Genomic DNA, 17,802 nt, shown 5'->3' with positions numbered 1-17,802 from the left:
TTGATACATCGCTGAAAGCTTTCCGGAACCATACGCCTAGCGTATGGTTTTCTTTTCACAAAAAAAAACGACGCTTTGATCGGCGTCGTTGGTTACATCGCTGTTTTCAATTTGCTTGTCAATATATTTGTCAAATCTTGAATGGCAACTGGCGCATCTTCGCCTTCTGCAATGAGCAACAGCTCTTTTTCTTTCATGGTTAGGAACAGGGAAACGGTGCTCGGTAATTTTTTACTGTCCACTGTTGTGCCATTATAGTGTATGTAGATGTTGCTTTTATATTTTTTTGCTTCTTCAACCCACTTAATAGCTTCTGTTAACCCCATTTTTATCATGAAAGGAATACGATTTGATATGATTTTTCTCATTTGAATCCTCTCCGTTTTACTAGTCTTTGAAACTATTATTCCCAACAAAAGGATTTTTTAAACAGAGAAGGATCTTTTTAAAAATAAAAACAGCACAACAGGAAATTCCCATTGTGCTGTAAAGCTTATTCAGCGGAGTAAGGCAATAACGCCATTTGGCGTGCGCGTTTGATCGCACGGGTTAATTGCCGTTGGTATTTCGCGCTTGTCCCAGTCACACGGCGAGGAAGAATCTTTCCGCGTTCAGAGATGAAGCGTTTTAGCAAATCGACATCCTTATAGTCAATGTACGTAATGTTATTCGCCGTAAAAAAACACACTTTCCGGCGACGTCCTCTTCGTCCTTGACGAGCCATAAATAGCCCTCCTTTTCAATAAATTAAAACGGTAGATCATCATCAGAAATATCGATTGTCTGTCCGTCATTTGAAAAAGGATCGTTATCCATTAAATCCTTTCTCTCATTTTTTCGTTCGTTCGGGCTTGGATATCCTTGTTGTCCAAAATCAGAGAAATTCTCCCGATTTTGTGAATTCTTTGGTTCCAAAAATTGCACGCTTTCCGCCATTACTTCGGTTACATAAACACGCTGCCCCTGATTATTTTCATACGAACGCGTTTGCATACGTCCATCCACTCCGGCCAAGCTGCCTTTTTTCAAGTAATTTGCAACATTCTCAGCTTGTCTGCGCCAAACGACGATATTTATAAAATCAGTTTCACGTTCCCCTTGCTGATTTGTAAAAGGCCGATTGACCGCCAGAGAAAAGTTGGCCACAGCCACACCATTCGGTGTGTAACGCAATTCAGGATCTCTCGTTAAACGACCGACAAGAATAACACGATTAATCACCCGAACCCCTCCCGATTTAAATACTTTATTATTCGCCGGGACGAATCGCCATAAAACGAATAATATCATCGCTGATTTTCGCTAAACGATCGAATTCTTCGATCGCTTCAGGCTTGCTGTTTACCTCGAGAACAACGTAGTAGCCTTCACGGAAATCATCAATTTCGTACGCAAGGCGTTTCATTCCCATTTCGTTTACTTTCTCTAATTCTGCACCTCTGTCAGTTAAAACGGTGTTAAAGCGTTCAACTAACGCTTTTCGCCCTTCTTCATCCAAGTTTGGACGAATGATGTACATGATTTCGTATTTACGCATGTCGCGTCACCTCCTTATGGCCTAAGCGGCTCCTTGAAAAGTTGGTTCTTCTTTCTGATCCCAATTGCAAGTCTCAAGGAGCAAGGAGTAATATTCATTACTCACATCTTGATATTATAGCAATTTGATAGGCTAGAAGCAAACTTTTTTATACGTTAAATCTAAAATGAATGACGTCCCCGTCTTGTACGACGTATTCTTTTCCTTCAAGGCGGACTTTGCCTTTTTCTTTGGCAGCAGCCATAGAGCCGGCTTCAACTAAATCATCATACGAGACGACCTCTGCCCGGATAAATCCGCGTTCAAAGTCTGTATGGATAATTCCCGCTGCTTGCGGAGCTTTCGTTCCTCGCCTAAATGTCCAGGCCCTTACTTCCTGTACACCCGCTGTAAAGTACGTAGCTAAACCGAGCAAGCTGTAAGAAGCACGGATTAATTGGTCAAGACCCGCTTCTTCAATTCCAATTTCCTCCAAGAATGCTTGTCTTTCATCTCCATCAAGCTCAGCAATTTCGGATTCAATTTTTGCACAGATGACGATAACTTCAGCGTTTTCCGCTTTAGCATATTCTCTTACCTTTTGAACGTATTCATTTTCACCACCATCAAGCAATCCCTCTTCACTTACATTTGCTGCATACAGGACTGGCTTTATCGTCAATAAGTGTAAACCATGAATCATTTTTTCCTCTTCTTCATTCAATTCAACACTGCGGGCCGGCAATTCATTTTCAAATGCCTTTTTAATCTTTGAGAGCGCCTCAAATTCAATCGCTGCCTGTTTGTCTTTTTGTTTAGCCAGCTTTTCGGCACGGCCAATTCTTTTATCAACCGTTTCCATATCGGCAAGAATGAGCTCAAGATTAATCGTTTCAATGTCAGCAATCGGATCTACCGTCCCCGCGACATGCGTTACATTTTCATCTTCAAAGCAGCGGACAACATGTAAAATCGCATCCACTTGGCGGATATGGGATAAAAATTTATTTCCAAGGCCTTCCCCTTTGCTTGCTCCCTTAACGATACCTGCGATATCTGTGAATTCAAACGCTGTAGGAACCGTTTTTTTTGGCTGAACAAGCTCTGTTAATTTTTGCAAGCGGCGATCAGGCACTTCAACGATGCCAACATTCGGATCGATCGTACAAAAAGGATAATTCGCCGCTTCCGCACCGGCCTGTGTGATCGCATTAAACAACGTTGATTTGCCAACGTTAGGGAGTCCTACAATTCCAGTCGTTAAAGCCAATACGTACACTTCCTTCCATCTGTTCCTAACCTTCTCTATTATAGCACGGGGCTCCTGCAAGACGATCTCATCTATTCTTCGGCGTTATGCCGCTCGATCACCTTTTTCATTTTTCTTGTAAATTCTTTCCTCGACATGAGCACGCTATGGTCACAGCCTGTACATTTGATCCGGATATCCGCTCCAAGCCGAATGATTTGCCAGCGATTTTCGCCGCATGGATGCGGCTTTTTCATTACAACAATGTCATTCAAATCAAACGTTTTGTCCACCACATTCATTCCCTCCAGCTTCATCGTTCCAAAAATACGGCGAAAGTTTTGAAACCTTGCTTTAGAACTTCTGCCTGTCCTTTCCCTATTTTAAAGTTCAGAGCGTCCCTTTGCAATCGGATAGAATAGAATGGCCGCCAGTAAATAAAGATTAAGAATGCCATATAACGGGTATAAGAACGCTACTAAATTAGAAAAGCCAAAAAATGTGAGCGGCAGCATCAACATCGTCAATATAAAAGAGAACAGCCACCAAGGCAGATTCAATGTATTGTTAAGCCTGCTTGTGAGCCCTAATAGTCCGGATACGGCTGTCGTATAAATGGCAAACCAAAGCAAAATTGTCATGATAATGGCCATAAAAGAAGGATAATGCTTCAAAATGGCGAACAAAGGAATTTCAAAGAACAGCAATTCATCTGCCACTTGGATTAAAGCATGATTGTATAAAAAAGAAAGGCCTCCCAGCACAATTGCGCTTCCGACACTGGCGATCCAGATTTCACCAGGATGCTTCACCTTTGATCCGATCGCTGCAAGCACTGCGACAAGCGGAAGAATATTCAATGAGGTAAACGTAAACCCAGCAGGCCAATTTGATTGCTCGTGAAAGTTAATTGAAAATGAAGCGTTTTTCATCATTAAAAAAAGACAAATCGTTACGAAAAGGAGGATAACAAGGCCGGGAATCAGAAGTGCATTCATCGCAACGACGCCTTCTGTATTCCAAAAAAATAAAATAACTACGAGAAAACAACTTATCACAATACCAACGAAATAGGGCACCTTAAAAGCTTCGAGGGCAGCTCCACTTCCGGCGTACATCACCGCGGTTGTCGTGAACAAATACATCATAATCATAAAGTCGTAGAGTACCGCCATTCTTTTTCCTAAAAGCGTTGTCAAAACCGGCAAGTAATGATTCGATTGGCTTTCATAGCTAACACGCAAAATCACATGGCAGCAAAGCATAAATAAAATGACAAAAATGCCGATGGCCAGTACACTTTCATGGCCAAAAAATTGCCATAGTTCTCTTCCTGAGGCATAGCCAGCCCCAATCGTCGTTCCCAAAATTAAAAATAACCATTTCATTCCCGCTTGCCACATCAGGTGTCCCCCTCCACATCATGTATAGAAGACAGCATATCGCCGTATACTGTTACTACTATTACAAAGGAGAGGTTCCTATGAATCTTCATGACAAAGTCTTAAAAAAGAAAACCAAACCACTTCGCATCCATCATGAAGAGAACCATGCAAATTCCACTTTTTCAAGCTATCTAGATTCCCTTATACCGAATTCCGAATGCCCAATTGTTATCGTTTGCATTGGAACGGATCGGTCAACAGGCGATTCCCTTGGCCCACTCGTAGGCACAAAACTTAAAAACCGTTTTCCCGGTTACAATATATATGGAACGCTGCAATCACCCGTTCATGCAGTTAATTTGCAAGAAACGTTACGAAACATTGAACAAAAATACCGGAATCCATTCGTCATCGGAATCGATGCCTGCCTCGGTAAACTTTCGAGCATCGGGTTCGTATCGGCAGGAATTGGGCCTGTAAGACCGGGTGCCGGCGTCCATAAACAGTTGCCTGCGGTAGGTGACATCCATATTACGGGAATCGTAAATGTAGGTGGTTTTATGGAGCATATTGTTTTGCAAAACACAAGGCTGCACCTCGTCATGACAATGGCAGATTTCATCGCGGATGGCTTATTTCTTTCACTTTATAAACGAAAACCGAAGGGATTCAAAAACGAAATGGTTTCATCTTAAAAGCCTTTCCCGATTAAAAATAACCGGTTATTTCAGTTAATGCTTGAATGAGAACATCAATCTCTTCTTTCGTATTTGCAAACCCAAAACTAACCCGAATCAGGCCGCCTTCAATGGTTCCAAGCTCTTCGTGTGCCATTGGCGAGCAGTGCAAACCGGCTCGAACTGCAATACCGTAATGCTGATCCAAAATCATTGCGATTTCATGGCTATCGATTCCTTCAATCGCAAAAGAAACGACACCAATTCTTTGCTTTGATTGACCAGGGCCGTACAATCGAACGTTTCCAATCGTTTGCAAGCTCTCAATACAGTAGTTTGCAAGGTCTGATTCGTGTTTTGCAATCGCATCTAACGTCCGTTCTTTTACGACTTTGACTCCTGCTAACAACCCGGCAATCCCAGGTGTATTTAATGTCCCGCTTTCAAATTTATCTGGCAAAACGCCTGGCTGCTCAATCTGTTCAGAATGGCTCCCCGTGCCGCCGTGGATAATTGGAGCCAGATCCATCTTTTCATTCAGTAAAAGGGCACCTGTTCCTTGAGGCCCCAATAGCCCCTTATGGCCTGGAAACGCAAGCATATCAATGCCGAGTTCATCCATGTTTATCGGCAGGACACCTGCTGTTTGCGAGGCATCGACCAACAAAGTGAGCCCATGTTTTTTTGCAAACAAGCCAATTTCTTCGATCGGCAGGATGTCGCCTGTGACGTTTGAAGCGTGCGTGACAGCGATAAATTTCGTATTGTCCTCCAAAGCGTCCTCCCATTTTTCTTCGTGAAATCCCCTGTTAGGTGACAAATAAGTGACTTTAATTCCTTTTGATTTCACACATGCTTCAAGCGGCCTGCGCACTGAATTATGTTCATAAACCGTTGCAATGACATGGTCGCCTTCTTTAAATGGAAATCCTTTAATTGCTTGATTGAGGGCCATTGTGGCATTTTGGTAAAATAAGACATGGTTCTTATAAGATAAACCAAAAAACAAAGCGAGTTCTTTTCTAGCTTCATTAATGATGGCAGCTGTTCTTTCTGCCAATGCATGGGCCCCTCTTCCAGGGTTTGCCCCATACTCCGTTAATGCTTCCACAACAGCTTCGACTACCTTTTTAGGTTTTGGAAACGAACTTGCAGCATTATCAAAGTAAATCATATGATCCCCCTTAAAAAAAATTCCCAATTGGCGAACATTTAACAACCAAAAAGAAAAACCACCTTACCGATGGTTTAGCGTCTTCTATCTTTCTAATAAGCCGAGTATTCTTTTAAGCTCATCGTTGGAGGAAAATTCAATTTCAATTTTCCCTTTGCGCTTCATTTTTTTTATTGTGACAGCCGTCCCGTATTTTTTTTGTAACGCAGTTTCCTTTTCAACGAGGAAAGGTTCTTTATTTTGCTTTGTTGCAATTGTTTCACGTGGAACATTTTCGTTTAACTGCTGGACGAGTTTTTCTAATTCGCGGACGTTTAATTGTTCTTTAATCGTTTTTTGAACGAGAGCATTCAATTTTTCTTTTGATTTCAGTCCTAGAAAAGCCCTTCCATGCCCCATCGTCAATGTGCCATTTGCAATAAATTCAAGGATATCGGGAGCTAAATTAAGCAATCGAAGGTGATTAGCAATATGGGGCCGGCTTTTTCCAACTCGTTTTGACAGTTCTTCTTGCGTATAGTTTAATTCTTGCATTAATTTTCGATACGCTTGCGCTTCTTCAACAGGATTTAAATCTTCCCGCTGCAAATTTTCAATTAATGCTATTTCCATCATCTGGTCATCCGTTAACTCTTTAATAATAACTGGTATTTTCTTTACATTTGCAGCTTTAGCGGCACGAAACCGCCGTTCTCCAGCGACGATTTCATAGCCTTTCACACTTTTTCGGACGATTAAAGGTTGTATAATTCCATGTTCAGCAATCGATTGACTTAGCTCGTTTATCGACTCTTCAACAAATGTTTTTCTAGGTTGGTATGGATTCGTTTCGAGTTCATTTATTTTGATTTCTTTCACCGCATCATTCTCTTCTTGCGGTGGAAAAAACGCCTCAATCCCTCTTCCGAGCCCTCTAGCCACTCACGACCATCTCCTTTGCAAGTTCTAAATAAAACTCGGCACCTTTTGAACGGGGATCATAGATGATTATCGGCTTCCCATGGCTTGGCGCCTCACTTAACCGCACATTTCTCGGAATGATTGTTTTATACACTTTATCTTGAAAATATTTTTTTACTTCATCAATGACTTGAATCCCCAAGTTTGTTCTCGCATCAAGCATGGTGAGAAGGACGCCATCAATCATTAAATTTTTATTTAAATGCTTTTGGACAAGCCTGACCGTATTTAATAATTGGCTCAATCCTTCAAGCGCGTAATATTCGCATTGGACAGGGATTAATACGGAGTCAGAGGCTGTTAAAGCGTTTAATGTTAAAAGCCCAAGGGATGGTGGGCAGTCAATAATAATATAATCATATTGATTATCAAGCTTAGCCAACGCTCGTTTTAATCGGATTTCTCTCGATATCGTTGACACCAATTCTATTTCAGCGCCTGCGAGTTGAATCGTTGATGGAATCACATCAAAGTTTTCAGTATTTGTTTTTTTTATAACCGAAGCTGCATCAACATCATCAACAAGAACGTTATATATGCTCTCATCCACCTCCCCTTTATCAATCCCTACACCGCTCGTTGCGTTCCCTTGCGGATCGATATCGATAAGCAGCACTTTCTTGCCTATATGTGCAAGACAAGCGCCTAAATTGACAGAAGTCGTTGTTTTTCCTACTCCGCCTTTTTGATTAGCTATTGCTAGCGTTTTTGTCACAACGTCACCTTCCCACTCGTTCCTCATCAATTTCTTTTGTTAGACTTTTTTAATGACAACGCTCATTAATCAACATGTAGCGGGATAATGTTATCCTGAAGAGAACCTTTTTTCCGTAAGGAAAACCCGCTTCTCGAAAGTAAATCGTACCCGCGGGATGATTAATAGTATTGTTTAATAGAGTTTTTTAACAGGAGCTTTTCATCCTGTTGTTTTTCTCTTTCTATTATTTTTTTGGTATGCGAATCAAGAATTGGTAATAGTCTTCATGATTTTCTTCTTCCATTTCAATCGAGATGCCAGTATCTTTTATCATATTCATCGATTGTCGAATGGTATTCACTGCAATTCTCGTATCTTTGCTAACTGCTTTTCTCGTATTCTTTGTTTTTTTCTTATCGCCTTCAAGGAAACTTTTCACTTTGTCTTCTGTCTGTTTTACATTTAATTGGTTTTCAACAATCTCATGTAACAATTGGACTTGTTTTTCTTCATTTTTTAATACGATTAGTGCACGGGCATGGCGTTCCGTTATTTCTTTATTCAATAATGAATCTTGCACTTGTTTTGGCAGTTTTAGTAGACGAAGCTTATTAGCAATCGTCGACTGTCCTTTCCCCAACCGTTGTGCGAGGCTTTCCTGTGTCAGCCCATGAATTTCGATGAGTTTAGCATACGCAACCGCTTCTTCAATCGCTGTTAATTCTTCACGCTGCAAATTTTCAATGAGAGCGACTGATGCTGTTTGAGAATCGCTAAATTCCCTTATAATGGCAGGTATCGTTTCCCAGCCTAGTTTTTGTACCGCACGCCATCTTCGTTCCCCGGCAATGATTTCATATTCTTCGTCTTTTCCGTCTATTTTTCTAACAATAATCGGCTGGATAATACCATGTGTTTTAATGGTTTGAGCCAATTCTTCAATTTTTTCATCAACAAAAACAGTCCGAGGCTGATAACGGTTTGGAGTAATTTTTGAAATCGCTAATTGTACAACTTCATCTTTCTTTATTTCTCTTTCTATTTCTTTTTCTCCCAAACCAAAAAGGCGAGATATGGAAGATTTCATAAGCTTCCACCCCCTTAAAGAAGGTAATTTACAGGTAACGCGCAGTTCAATCCTATTATCTATTATTCTCTCACACTTATTTGTTTCCTGCTAGTTCTTCACGGACAAAAAAATAACGAAATGTTCCACGTGGAACATTCCGCTTTTATTCCTTCTCTAGAGCGGTTCTTTATTTGGCGTGCCTGGTTTACGTGGATATTTTTTTGGTGTTCGCTTTTTTTTCGTGATGAGCAAAAGATTCCGATCGCTTTTTTCGAAAGGAAGTTCTGTCGTTATTTTATCTGTAATTTCTCCTCCTAATAAAGAAATCGCGTGTTCTGCCTCGGAAACTTCTTCTGTGATTCTCGGCCCTTTCATGACGAGAAAAGTGCCTGTTTCTTTTACTAAAGGCAAACAAAGCTCGCTTAACACGGATAGTTTTGCCACGGCTCTTGCTGTAACAAGATCGAAAGCTTCCCGAAATTTTGGGTTTCGGGCAAATGTTTCTGCCCGATCGTGGTAAAGAGCAACTTTTTCTATTTTTAATTCATTGACGAGATGGTTTAAAAATGTAATCCGCTTTTTTAATGAATCAACGATTGAAATGTTTAAATGCGGATAGCAAATTTTTAATGGAATGCTCGGAAAACCGGCTCCGGATCCGACATCACAAACAGTCGTTATTTTTGTAAAATCACAAGCGAATGCAGCACTCAGCGAGTCAAAAAAATGCTTTTCATACACTTCATTTTTTTCAGTGATTCCAGTTAAGTTCATTTTTTCGTTCCATTCAATGAGCGTTTCATAATACGTATTAAATTGCTCAAGCTGCGTATTTGTAAGGGAAACTCCCTTTTTTTCCAAAAGCTGCTGAAATTGCTGTTCGTTCATGTTATCCCTCATTATTTTGCTATTTTTGCAATTTTTCCTTGTTCGATATAGACAAGCAAAATTGAAATATCGGATGGGTTAACACCTGAAATGCGGGAAGCTTGGCCAACCGACAATGGGCGGACTTTATCGAGTTTTTGTTTTGCTTCTGTCGCAATTCCTCCAATGGCATAATAGTCAATGTCAGCAGGGATTTTCTTATCATTCATTTTTTTCATTTTTTCAACTTGTTGCAGCTGTTTGTCAATGTAGCCTTTGTATTTGATTTGAATTTCAACTTGTTCTTTCACATCTTCTGGAATCGTTTCATCACTTGGCACAAGCTGCTCAATCATTTCATAGTGAATTTCCGGCCGTTTCAAAAAATCAGCTGCTTTTACACCGTCGGTTAAAGGCTTTGCTCCAACGGCTTCTATGAGTTTATTTGTTTCTTCATTTGGCTTTATGACCACTGATTTGAGCCGTTCGATTTCCCGTTCAATATTTGCTTTTTTCTTAAGAAAACGTGTGTAACGTTCTTCAGAAATCAACCCAACTTCATAGCCTTTTTCGGTCAAACGCAAATCACAATTGTCGTGGCGCAAAAGCAAACGATATTCTGCACGCGAGGTGAGCAAGCGATACGGTTCATTCGTCCCTTTTGTGACGAGATCATCGATTAAAACACCGATATATCCGTCAGAGCGATCTAAAATAAACGACTCTTTTCCTTGGGTTTTTCTTACCGCATTGATGCCGGCAATAATCCCTTGTGCGGCAGCCTCTTCATATCCACTCGTTCCGTTCAACTGCCCAGCCGTGAAAAGCCTCTCAACTTTTTTTGTTTCAAGTGATGGCCAAAGCTGTGTAGGTACAATCGCATCATATTCAATCGCATATCCAGCCCGCATAAATTCCGCCTTTTCAAGTCCTGGGACAGATGTGATCAGTTTTCGCTGTACATCTTCCGGCAGGCTTGTTGAAAGTCCTTGAACGTACACTTCTTCTGTATTTCTGCCTTCAGGTTCAAGAAAAATTTGATGGCGCGGTTTATCATGAAAACGCACGATTTTATCTTCAATTGAAGGACAATAGCGTGCGCCTGTCCCTTCAATGGCACCGGAATACATCGGAGAACGATGTAAGTTTTGATTAATGATTTCATGGGTTTCCGGGCTCGTATATGTGAGCCAGCAAGGCAATTGATCCGTTATAAATTCAGTTGTTTCGTAAGAAAAAGCCCTTGGTTCCTTGTCCCCTGGCTGGATTTCTGTTACAGAATAATCGATTGTGTTTTTGTTTATCCTTGGAGGCGTTCCTGTTTTAAACCTGACTAATTCAAAACCTAAGTCTTGCAATGCATACGATAGATTAACAGATGGCTGCATATTGTTTGGCCCGCTGTCATACGCAAGTTCACCTATGATTATTTTTCCGCGCAAATAAGTCCCAGTTGTAATAACAACGGCAGAAGCATAATATTCGGCTCCGGTTTTCGTTACGACACCTTCGCAAACACCGTTGTTCACGATTAAATCTTCAACCATTGCCTGCCTTAATGTTAAATTCTTTGTGTTTTCAAGCGTTTTTTTCATTTCCATTTGGTACATGACTTTGTCTGCTTGTGCCCGAAGCGCCCTTACAGCCGGGCCTTTGCCGGTATTTAACAGCCTCATTTGGATATGGGTTTTGTCGATATTTTTGGCCATTTCACCGCCGAGTGCATCAATTTCACGGACGACGACCCCTTTCGCTGGTCCTCCAACTGACGGGTTGCAAGGCATATACGCGATGGCATCAAGGTTTAAGGTTAAGCAAAGCGTGTTCGCTCCCATCCGGGCGGCAGCGAGCGCAGCTTCGCAGCCCGCATGGCCTGCGCCGACAACGATAACATCATATTGACCTGCATTATACCCCACGATATTTCACTCCTTTTCGTTATAGAGAATGTTCAAAAAGTCCAGAGGCTTACAGGAAGTAAGTCAGTTCGACGTGATCACAGGACGTCATGCCTTTAGCCGAACTTTATGAATAGGCTAAGAATCTCTACGTCCTCGACCTTCTTGCCTCTCGTTGTCCTCCTTTTTGAACACACATCTAGTTTTCTTTATTTTCCGAGGCAAAATTGTGAAAATAGCTGGTTAATTAAGCTCTCTGACACTGTATCGCCAATAATTTCGCCAAGCAGCTCCCATGCTCTCGTCATATCAATTTGAACCATATCGATAGGCAACCCGGCTTCAATTGCTGCAATGGCTTCATCTATCGCACTTCTCGCTTGATTCAATAAAGCAATATGCCGTGAGTTTGATACATAGGTGATGTCCTGCTGTTCGATACCTACGTTAAAAAATAAGTTTGCAATGGCTTCTTCCAGCTGGTCAACCCCCTCTTCCAGTAAAAGCGAAGTTGAAATGATTGGGCTGCCACCAGCAAGGGAAATGACTTTATCCATATCTATTTTTTGTTCAAGATCGGTTTTGTTAACAATGATAATAGTATCAAGTTGTTTTGCGGCTCGAATAAGTTCTTCGTCCTCATCGGTTAATGTTTCCCCATTATTTAAAACGAGCAAAATTAAATCTGCCTTTTTTAACATTTCGCGCGATCGCTCAACACCCATTTTTTCGACAATATCTTCCGTCTCACGGATGCCTGCCGTATCAACGAGGCGCAAAGGGACGCCTCTCACGTTTACATATTCCTCCAATACATCACGGGTTGTACCGGGGATATTTGTCACAATCGCTTTATTCTCTTGTACTAGACTATTTAATAGCGAAGATTTTCCGACATTTGGCCGCCCAATAATCACGGTCGATAATCCTTCACGCAAAATTTTTCCTTGTTTCGATGTTGAAATGAGTTTATCAATTTCATTTCGAACGTGCATCGTTTTTTCGTGCAACAGCTGGTGAGTCATTTCTTCCGCATCATATTCTGGATAATCGATATTTACTTCAACGTGTGCAATCGTTTCAATCAAAGTTTGCCTTAACGAATGAATGAGATTGGATAAACGCCCTTCCATTTGGTTTAAAGCTACTGTCATTGCACGATCGGTCTTTGAGCGGATTAAATCAATCACCGCTTCCGCCTGTGACAAATCAATCCGGCCGTTTAAAAAGGCTCGCTTTGTAAATTCACCTGGCTCCGCAAGACGTGCACCGTTCGTTAATGCAAGCTCCAATACCCGATTCACAGAGACCAATCCACCGTGGCAATTGATTTCCACAACATCCTCACGCGTAAACGTTCGGGGGGCACGCATGACAGATACCATCACTTCCTCAATCATGCGAGAGGTTTTCGGATCAATGAGATGGCCATAATGAATGGTGTGCGAATTCACATCACTTAGCGGTTGTTTTCCTTTAAAAATTTTATCGGTTATCGCAATGGCTTCCTCTCCGCTTAAACGAACAATTGCAATGGCCCCTTCTCCCATCGGTGTCGAGATTGCTGCAATCGTATCGTATTCCATCTATTCTCACCTCTTTTCTTACTATACTCTATTAGAGGTTGTTCAAAAAGTCCGGTAAAAATAACTGTCGAATTTCTTCGCCAGCTTCGTTCTTTTTGAACACGCACTATTATTTAAAGTTATCCACTGTTGATAACTTACCCGTCGATAAAAAGATACGCAATACTATTCAGTTTACCCGATTTTTATAAAAAAAAGCAAACAAGAAAACGTAAAAAACTCCTAAAAGGGTTTACCCTTAAAGGAGTTTCGTTTCATTTTCATTTGTCGGATAAATAACAACGTGGCGATACATCCCATCGCCCTTGGAATTTGTCGTCACACCCTCTTTTTCTTTTAAAGCAAGATGAATCACTTTACGTTCTTTTGCTGGCATCGGTTCGAGCACGACTTTTTGATTTAGCTTCAGCGCCCTTTCCGCTTGTCTTTCCGCAAGTTGGATTAATGTTTCTTTTCTTTTTTTACGGTAGTTTTCAGCATCAAGATAAATGCGTATATACTCTTTTGAATGCCGGTTTAAAGCAATATTTGTTAAATATTCGAGGGCATTTAATGTTTGTCCGCGTTTTCCGATAAGGACAGCAACTTTATCGCTTATTAATTCAAAGACAATCCCGTCTTCTTCCTGCTTTTGTTCAATTGAGACAGAGATTCCCATTTTTTCAATGATATTTTGCAAATAGGCTTTTGCTTCTTCCATTGGATCGGGCGTCTTGCTGATTTTTACGATCGCAGGTTTGCTCCCAATCCCTAAAAATCCTTTTTTTGGTTCCTCGATCACTGTGACTTCAACGTGATCCCTTGTCACGTTTAACTGGGTTAACGCTTGTTCAATTGCTTCTTCAACCGTCCTCCCTGTGACCGTTAGTTCCTTCACTTTTTCGCGCCTCCCGTACTTTTACTGTCTGCCTGAACATTGGGGCCAGAAATAAAATACGTTTGAAAAATCATAAAGATGTTACCAATGACCCAATATAGAGAAAGGGCTGCTGGAAAGTTAATGGCAAATATAGCAATCATAACCGGCATAATATAGAGCATCATTTTCATTTGCGGGTTTGGCGGTGCCTGGCCCATCATAATTTTCTGCTGCAAAAATGTCGTTACCCCTGCAAGCAAAGCAAGAATATAGTCAGGTGAACCTAGGCTAAACCATAAAAAAGTATGTGTTTTAATCTCGGCTGTCCGCATGATCGCATGGTAAAATGCGAGTAAAATCGGCATTTGAATCAAAATGGGCATACACCCTGCAAGTGGGTTCACACCATGTTTTTGAAAAAGCTCCATCGTTTCCTGTTGAAGCTTTTGCTGCGTTTTTTGATCTTTTGAGCTGTACTTTTCTCTTAATTTTTGTATTTCAGGCTGGATGGCCTGCATCGCCTTTGAGCTTTTTGTTTGCTGAATCATAAGCGGCAGCAAGACTAAACGAATGACAATGGTTACGGCGATAATTGCAAAACCAAAGCTTCCATTCAGAAAATTAGCTACCCAAATTAAAACTAAAGAAAGTGGATAAACAAAATATTGGTTCCAAAACCCTGTACTTTCATCGGTTATCGGTTCGTTAATTTGCGTACAGCCAGCCAAAACGGCGACTAACGCCAACAAAGCGACAACGATGATTAACTTTTTCCTCACACTTAAATCCTCCTTAACCTTGCCTAACAACTCATGATTTTATAAATTTTCTTTTGTATTTTCTTTCAGTGGCACAGGGTCAAACCCGCCTTTATGGAAAGGATGGCATCTGGAAATGCGTTTTATTGTTAACCAGCTGCCTTTTATTACACCATGATATTGAATGGCTTCAATCCCATATTGAGAACATGTTGGCTGATAACGGCAACTCGGAAGAAATAAAGGAGATATAAACCGTTGGTAAAAGCGAATGTTACACAATAGAAACGTTTTCAATTTCACCCTCCTCTATTCTCTAAAGAAAGAAAAATTTCCTGCTTACGTATCCGGAATATTTTTTGGCACGTAGCTGCGGGGCAAAACTTTAGCCAGCTGCAATACATGAATCAAGCTGCTTTTCACTTGGTGAAAATTCATATCAGCTGTTGGTTTTCTAGCGATGACGACAAAATCATATTGAACCGGCAACTCATCCTTCAGTTCTTTAAAAGCTTCCCTTATTAAGCGTTTAACCCGATTGCGAACGACAGCGTTTCCGATTTTCTTGCTGACTGATAAGCCAATCCGAAAATGCTGCTGATCGTTTTTTTTTAATATGTAAATGACAAATTGGCGGTTTGCCACCGATTTTCCATGTTTGAAAACGAGTTGAAATTCCGTATTTTTCTTAATTCGATAGGCTTTCTTCATTTTTTCACTCCACGCTTAAAAATAAGGAGACTTTAAATCTAACGAACTGCTGTGTTTTGACAAGTGGAAAAAAGACCACTGATGTTTCAGTGGCCTTATGCTGACAATATTTTTCTTCCTTTACGACGACGACGGGCAATCACTTTCCGCCCATTTTTTGTACTCATGCGTGCACGGAAACCATGTACTTTTTTGCGTTTTCGATTATTTGGTTGAAACGTTCTTTTCAAGTCATACACCTCCCTGAGGTTGTCCTTCTCTTTAATGTATTATATCAAACATCAAATGTGTTTAACATTCCTCACAGTCTTGTAAATTATATGAGGAAACCCGCCATTATGTCAAGAACCTCACGGAAATTATTCTCCAATCACTCTTTTCATTTTTCCAGTTTCTGAAAAATTCGCTGGAGATGTGTTCCTTCAAAGATTCCCTTGTGGATAACATTTTTTGGCTGCATTTTCGCTTATCCAACATTTATCGACAAATTGTTCACAATTCTATCAACTGTTGAAAAAGCTGCAAACAGATGCTTAATCATGTGGATAACTAAGACCGTTCCATTGCAAAGCTTTTATTAATTTGATATTCTATTAATACTTTGTTTTATGGATAACTCGTTGAAAAAAATCTTTTATTCACACCCTGTGCATAACTTTGTGGACAAACATTCCCCTTGCTGAATAATTGGTTATCCACATACTGAAAAACTTTTACATAACATATAAAGAAAATTTGTAAACAGCCAGGTTTAAAAAGACTTCCTCATCTTCCTGGCTTTTTCAATTCGGAATTTTTAACGTGGAAAAAGGAGGGATAATTCTGTGGAGAATATTTCTGATTTATGGGATCGGGCACTCGAAGAAATTGAAAAAAGAGTGAGCAAGCCGAGTTTTGAAACATGGTTAAAATCAACAAAAGCACACGCTATCGAGAATGATTTATTAATCGTTGCGGCGCCGAACGAATTCGCCCGAGACTGGCTGGAAAACCGCTACACCAGCCTGATAGCGGAAATTATACAAGAAATTACGGGAAGTACACTTGAAATCAAATTCATCACTCCCCAACAAAACAGCGATGAAGAGATTGAAGTCAAAAAACCAAAAAAAATGCCAAAAATCAACAATACCGCTAATGATTCGCCAAAAACGATGTTAAATCAAAAATATACGTTTGATACATTTGTCATTGGAAGCGGCAACCGGTTTGCACACGCTGCATCACTTGCCGTGGCAGAAGCGCCTGCGAAAGCTTACAACCCCCTTTTTATTTACGGCGGAGTTGGCTTAGGAAAAACCCATCTCATGCAAGCAATTGGCCATTATGTTCTTGAACACAATCCAGGCACGAGAGTTGTTTACCTTTCATCAGAAAAATTTACAAATGAATTTATTAATTCCATTAGAGATAATGATGCTGATAATTTCCGTAATAAATATCGAAATGTGGACATTCTTTTAATTGATGATATTCAATTTCTTGCAGGAAAAGAACAAACACAAGAGGAATTTTTTCATACTTTCAATTCATTGCATGAGGAACAAAAGCAAATCGTCATATCAAGCGATCGCCCGCCAAAAGAAATTCCAACGCTTGAAGATCGGCTTAGGTCACGGTTTGAGTGGGGCCTAATAACAGATATTACCCCTCCAGATTTAGAAACTAGAATTGCCATTCTTCGTAAAAAAGCAAAGGCAGACGGCCTTGATATCCCAAATGAAGTCATGATCTATATCGCCAACCAAATTGATACAAATATACGCGAGCTCGAAGGAGCGCTTATTCGCGTTGTCGCCTATTCTTCATTAGTCAATCAAGATATGGATGCAGGCCTTGCAGCGGAAGCCCTAAAGGACATTATTCCGTCATCACGGCCAAAAATCATTACGATTCAAGCCATTCAACAAGAAATAAGTGATAAATTTAATATAAAAATGGAAGATTTCGCGGCAAAGAAAAGGACGAAATCCATTGCATTCCCACGCCAAATTGCTATGTATTTATCACGTGAACTAACCGATCTTTCCCTTCCGAAAATTGGCGAGGAATTTGGCGGAAGGGACCATACAACCGTCATTCATGCCCATGATAAAATTTCAAAGCTAATCATGACAGACTCAAATGTGAAGCAGCAAATTGATGAAATCATACAAGATTTAAAAAACAATTTATAATCCACATGTGGATGACTAAGAATAAGTTTCGCTAAAAAACCGGAATTATAAACAAATTGCCCACATGCTTTTTTTATGTTTCGACAACAAATATAAGGGATATCCACATATTCACGCTACCTACTACTATTACTATGACTTTTTTAAATAAATACTCAACTTTCGCACCTAGTAAAAATTAAAATATTCAAGTTCCTGTAAAGTTCATATCCGTTTAAG

At 40.4% G+C, this 17,802-nt stretch carries 21 protein-coding genes; 2 read left to right on the top strand and 19 right to left on the bottom strand.

The features are described from left to right. Nucleotides 1-92 precede the first annotated feature (92 nt). The 7 genes from DCC39_RS17260 to DCC39_RS17230 form a co-directional block, all read right to left on the bottom strand. Nucleotides 93-368, bottom strand: coding sequence for an HPr family phosphocarrier protein (locus DCC39_RS17260; RefSeq protein ID WP_116556136.1), 276 nt, complete (start codon nucleotides 366-368; stop codon nucleotides 93-95). Between the two features lie 125 nt (nucleotides 369-493). Then, nucleotides 494-724: a 30S ribosomal protein S18 gene (gene rpsR / locus DCC39_RS17255; protein ID WP_116556135.1), complete on the bottom strand. Its 231-nt coding sequence runs from the start codon at nucleotides 722-724 to the stop codon at nucleotides 494-496. A 23-nt stretch (nucleotides 725-747) separates the two neighbouring features. Continuing rightward, a complete protein-coding gene (ssb, locus tag DCC39_RS17250; RefSeq protein WP_116556134.1) occupies nucleotides 748-1,221 on the bottom strand; it encodes a single-stranded DNA-binding protein in 474 nt (157 codons plus the stop codon). A gap of 28 nt (nucleotides 1,222-1,249) precedes the next feature. Next, nucleotides 1,250-1,537, bottom strand: a complete 288-nt coding sequence (gene rpsF, locus DCC39_RS17245) for a 30S ribosomal protein S6 (protein WP_116556133.1) — start codon at nucleotides 1,535-1,537, stop codon at nucleotides 1,250-1,252. Between the two features lie 148 nt (nucleotides 1,538-1,685). Next, nucleotides 1,686-2,786, bottom strand: coding sequence for a redox-regulated ATPase YchF (gene ychF / locus DCC39_RS17240; RefSeq protein WP_116556132.1), 1,101 nt, complete (start codon nucleotides 2,784-2,786; stop codon nucleotides 1,686-1,688). Between the two features lie 71 nt (nucleotides 2,787-2,857). Then, nucleotides 2,858-3,061, bottom strand: a complete 204-nt coding sequence (locus tag DCC39_RS17235) for a DUF951 domain-containing protein (protein ID WP_240613688.1) — start codon at nucleotides 3,059-3,061, stop codon at nucleotides 2,858-2,860. Between the two features lie 87 nt (nucleotides 3,062-3,148). Further along, nucleotides 3,149-4,168 carry a YkvI family membrane protein gene (locus DCC39_RS17230; RefSeq protein WP_116556131.1) on the bottom strand — a complete coding sequence of 340 codons (1,020 nt, stop codon included), beginning with the start codon at nucleotides 4,166-4,168 and terminating at the stop codon, nucleotides 3,149-3,151. An 80-nt stretch (nucleotides 4,169-4,248) separates the two neighbouring features. Here DCC39_RS17230 and yyaC point away from each other — a divergent pair, with 80 nt between their 5' ends. Continuing rightward, nucleotides 4,249-4,845: a spore protease YyaC gene (gene yyaC / locus DCC39_RS17225; protein WP_116556130.1), complete on the top strand. Its 597-nt coding sequence runs from the start codon at nucleotides 4,249-4,251 to the stop codon at nucleotides 4,843-4,845. A 13-nt stretch (nucleotides 4,846-4,858) separates the two neighbouring features. On the opposite strand, the gene DCC39_RS17220 is transcribed toward yyaC, so the two are convergent. The 12 genes from DCC39_RS17220 to rpmH all read right to left on the bottom strand — a co-directional run bounded on the left by DCC39_RS17220 (nucleotide 4,859) and on the right by rpmH (nucleotide 15,636). Continuing rightward, nucleotides 4,859-6,001, bottom strand: a complete 1,143-nt coding sequence (locus DCC39_RS17220; protein ID WP_116556129.1) for an aminotransferase class V-fold PLP-dependent enzyme — start codon at nucleotides 5,999-6,001, stop codon at nucleotides 4,859-4,861. 84 nt (nucleotides 6,002-6,085) lie between these two features. After that, on the bottom strand, nucleotides 6,086-6,922 hold the full coding sequence (locus tag DCC39_RS17215; protein ID WP_116556128.1) for a ParB/RepB/Spo0J family partition protein: 837 nt from the start codon (nucleotides 6,920-6,922) through the stop codon (nucleotides 6,086-6,088). Then, nucleotides 6,915-7,676, bottom strand: a complete 762-nt coding sequence (locus DCC39_RS17210; RefSeq protein ID WP_116556127.1) for a ParA family protein — start codon at nucleotides 7,674-7,676, stop codon at nucleotides 6,915-6,917. Before DCC39_RS17210 ends, DCC39_RS17215 begins: the two co-directional genes overlap by 8 nt. Nucleotides 7,677-7,902: 226 nt before the next feature. Further along, nucleotides 7,903-8,745: a nucleoid occlusion protein gene (noc, locus tag DCC39_RS17205; RefSeq protein ID WP_116556126.1), complete on the bottom strand. Its 843-nt coding sequence runs from the start codon at nucleotides 8,743-8,745 to the stop codon at nucleotides 7,903-7,905. Between the two features lie 156 nt (nucleotides 8,746-8,901). Then, the gene (rsmG, locus tag DCC39_RS17200) at nucleotides 8,902-9,615 is read right to left on the bottom strand and encodes a 16S rRNA (guanine(527)-N(7))-methyltransferase RsmG (RefSeq protein ID WP_116556125.1); all 714 of its coding nucleotides are present in this window, start codon (nucleotides 9,613-9,615) and stop codon (nucleotides 8,902-8,904) included. Between the two features lie 11 nt (nucleotides 9,616-9,626). Continuing rightward, entirely contained in the window at nucleotides 9,627-11,513 is a 1,887-nt protein-coding gene (gene mnmG / locus DCC39_RS17195) for a tRNA uridine-5-carboxymethylaminomethyl(34) synthesis enzyme MnmG (protein ID WP_116556124.1), read from the bottom strand. A 188-nt stretch (nucleotides 11,514-11,701) separates the two neighbouring features. Further along, nucleotides 11,702-13,078: a tRNA uridine-5-carboxymethylaminomethyl(34) synthesis GTPase MnmE gene (mnmE, locus tag DCC39_RS17190; protein WP_116556123.1), complete on the bottom strand. Its 1,377-nt coding sequence runs from the start codon at nucleotides 13,076-13,078 to the stop codon at nucleotides 11,702-11,704. Between the two features lie 238 nt (nucleotides 13,079-13,316). Beyond that, complete coding sequence (gene jag / locus DCC39_RS17185) at nucleotides 13,317-13,955, bottom strand: RNA-binding cell elongation regulator Jag/EloR (protein ID WP_116556122.1); 639 nt, start codon at nucleotides 13,953-13,955, stop codon at nucleotides 13,317-13,319. After that, entirely contained in the window at nucleotides 13,952-14,716 is a 765-nt protein-coding gene (gene spoIIIJ, locus DCC39_RS17180; protein WP_116556121.1) for a YidC family membrane integrase SpoIIIJ, read from the bottom strand. Before spoIIIJ ends, jag begins: the two co-directional genes overlap by 4 nt. A 39-nt stretch (nucleotides 14,717-14,755) precedes the next feature. Next, the gene (yidD, locus tag DCC39_RS17175) at nucleotides 14,756-14,992 is read right to left on the bottom strand and encodes a membrane protein insertion efficiency factor YidD (RefSeq protein ID WP_116556120.1); all 237 of its coding nucleotides are present in this window, start codon (nucleotides 14,990-14,992) and stop codon (nucleotides 14,756-14,758) included. A 42-nt stretch (nucleotides 14,993-15,034) separates the two neighbouring features. After that, on the bottom strand, nucleotides 15,035-15,406 hold the full coding sequence (gene rnpA, locus DCC39_RS17170) for a ribonuclease P protein component (protein ID WP_116556119.1): 372 nt from the start codon (nucleotides 15,404-15,406) through the stop codon (nucleotides 15,035-15,037). A gap of 95 nt (nucleotides 15,407-15,501) precedes the next feature. Next, nucleotides 15,502-15,636, bottom strand: a complete 135-nt coding sequence (gene rpmH, locus DCC39_RS17165; RefSeq protein WP_116556118.1) for a 50S ribosomal protein L34 — start codon at nucleotides 15,634-15,636, stop codon at nucleotides 15,502-15,504. Between the two features lie 594 nt (nucleotides 15,637-16,230). On the opposite strand from rpmH, the gene dnaA reads away from it, so the two are divergent. Continuing rightward, on the top strand, nucleotides 16,231-17,583 hold the full coding sequence (gene dnaA / locus DCC39_RS17160) for a chromosomal replication initiator protein DnaA (RefSeq protein WP_116556117.1): 1,353 nt from the start codon (nucleotides 16,231-16,233) through the stop codon (nucleotides 17,581-17,583). Nucleotides 17,584-17,802: the final 219 nt, after the last annotated feature.

This window comes from Pueribacillus theae, assembly GCF_003097615.1.
GTDB lineage: Bacteria > Bacillota > Bacilli > Bacillales > UBA6769 > Pueribacillus > Pueribacillus theae.
The sequence above is the reverse complement of the archived record's forward strand: the minus strand, read 5'-3'. Positions and strand labels throughout refer to the sequence as shown.

Bases quoted from the DNA above. Each gene is read 5' to 3' on its own strand.
- DCC39_RS17260 (WP_116556136.1), bottom strand. From the start codon at position 368: ATGAGAAAAATCATATCAAATCGTATTCCTTTCATGATAAAAATGGGG.
- rpsR (WP_116556135.1), bottom strand. From the start codon at position 724: ATGGCTCGTCAAGGACGAAGAGGACGTCGCCGGAAAGTGTGTTTTTTT.
- rpsF (WP_116556133.1), bottom strand. From the start codon at position 1,537: ATGCGTAAATACGAAATCATGTACATCATTCGTCCAAACTTGGATGAA.
- DCC39_RS17230 (WP_116556131.1), bottom strand. From the start codon at position 4,168: ATGTGGCAAGCGGGAATGAAATGGTTATTTTTAATTTTGGGAACGACG.
- yyaC (WP_116556130.1), top strand. From the start codon at position 4,249: ATGAATCTTCATGACAAAGTCTTAAAAAAGAAAACCAAACCACTTCGC.
- DCC39_RS17220 (WP_116556129.1), bottom strand. From the start codon at position 6,001: ATGATTTACTTTGATAATGCTGCAAGTTCGTTTCCAAAACCTAAAAAG.
- noc (WP_116556126.1), bottom strand. From the start codon at position 8,745: ATGAAATCTTCCATATCTCGCCTTTTTGGTTTGGGAGAAAAAGAAATA.
- rsmG (WP_116556125.1), bottom strand. From the start codon at position 9,615: ATGAACGAACAGCAATTTCAGCAGCTTTTGGAAAAAAAGGGAGTTTCC.
- mnmE (WP_116556123.1), bottom strand. From the start codon at position 13,078: ATGGAATACGATACGATTGCAGCAATCTCGACACCGATGGGAGAAGGG.
- rnpA (WP_116556119.1), bottom strand. From the start codon at position 15,406: ATGAAGAAAGCCTATCGAATTAAGAAAAATACGGAATTTCAACTCGTT.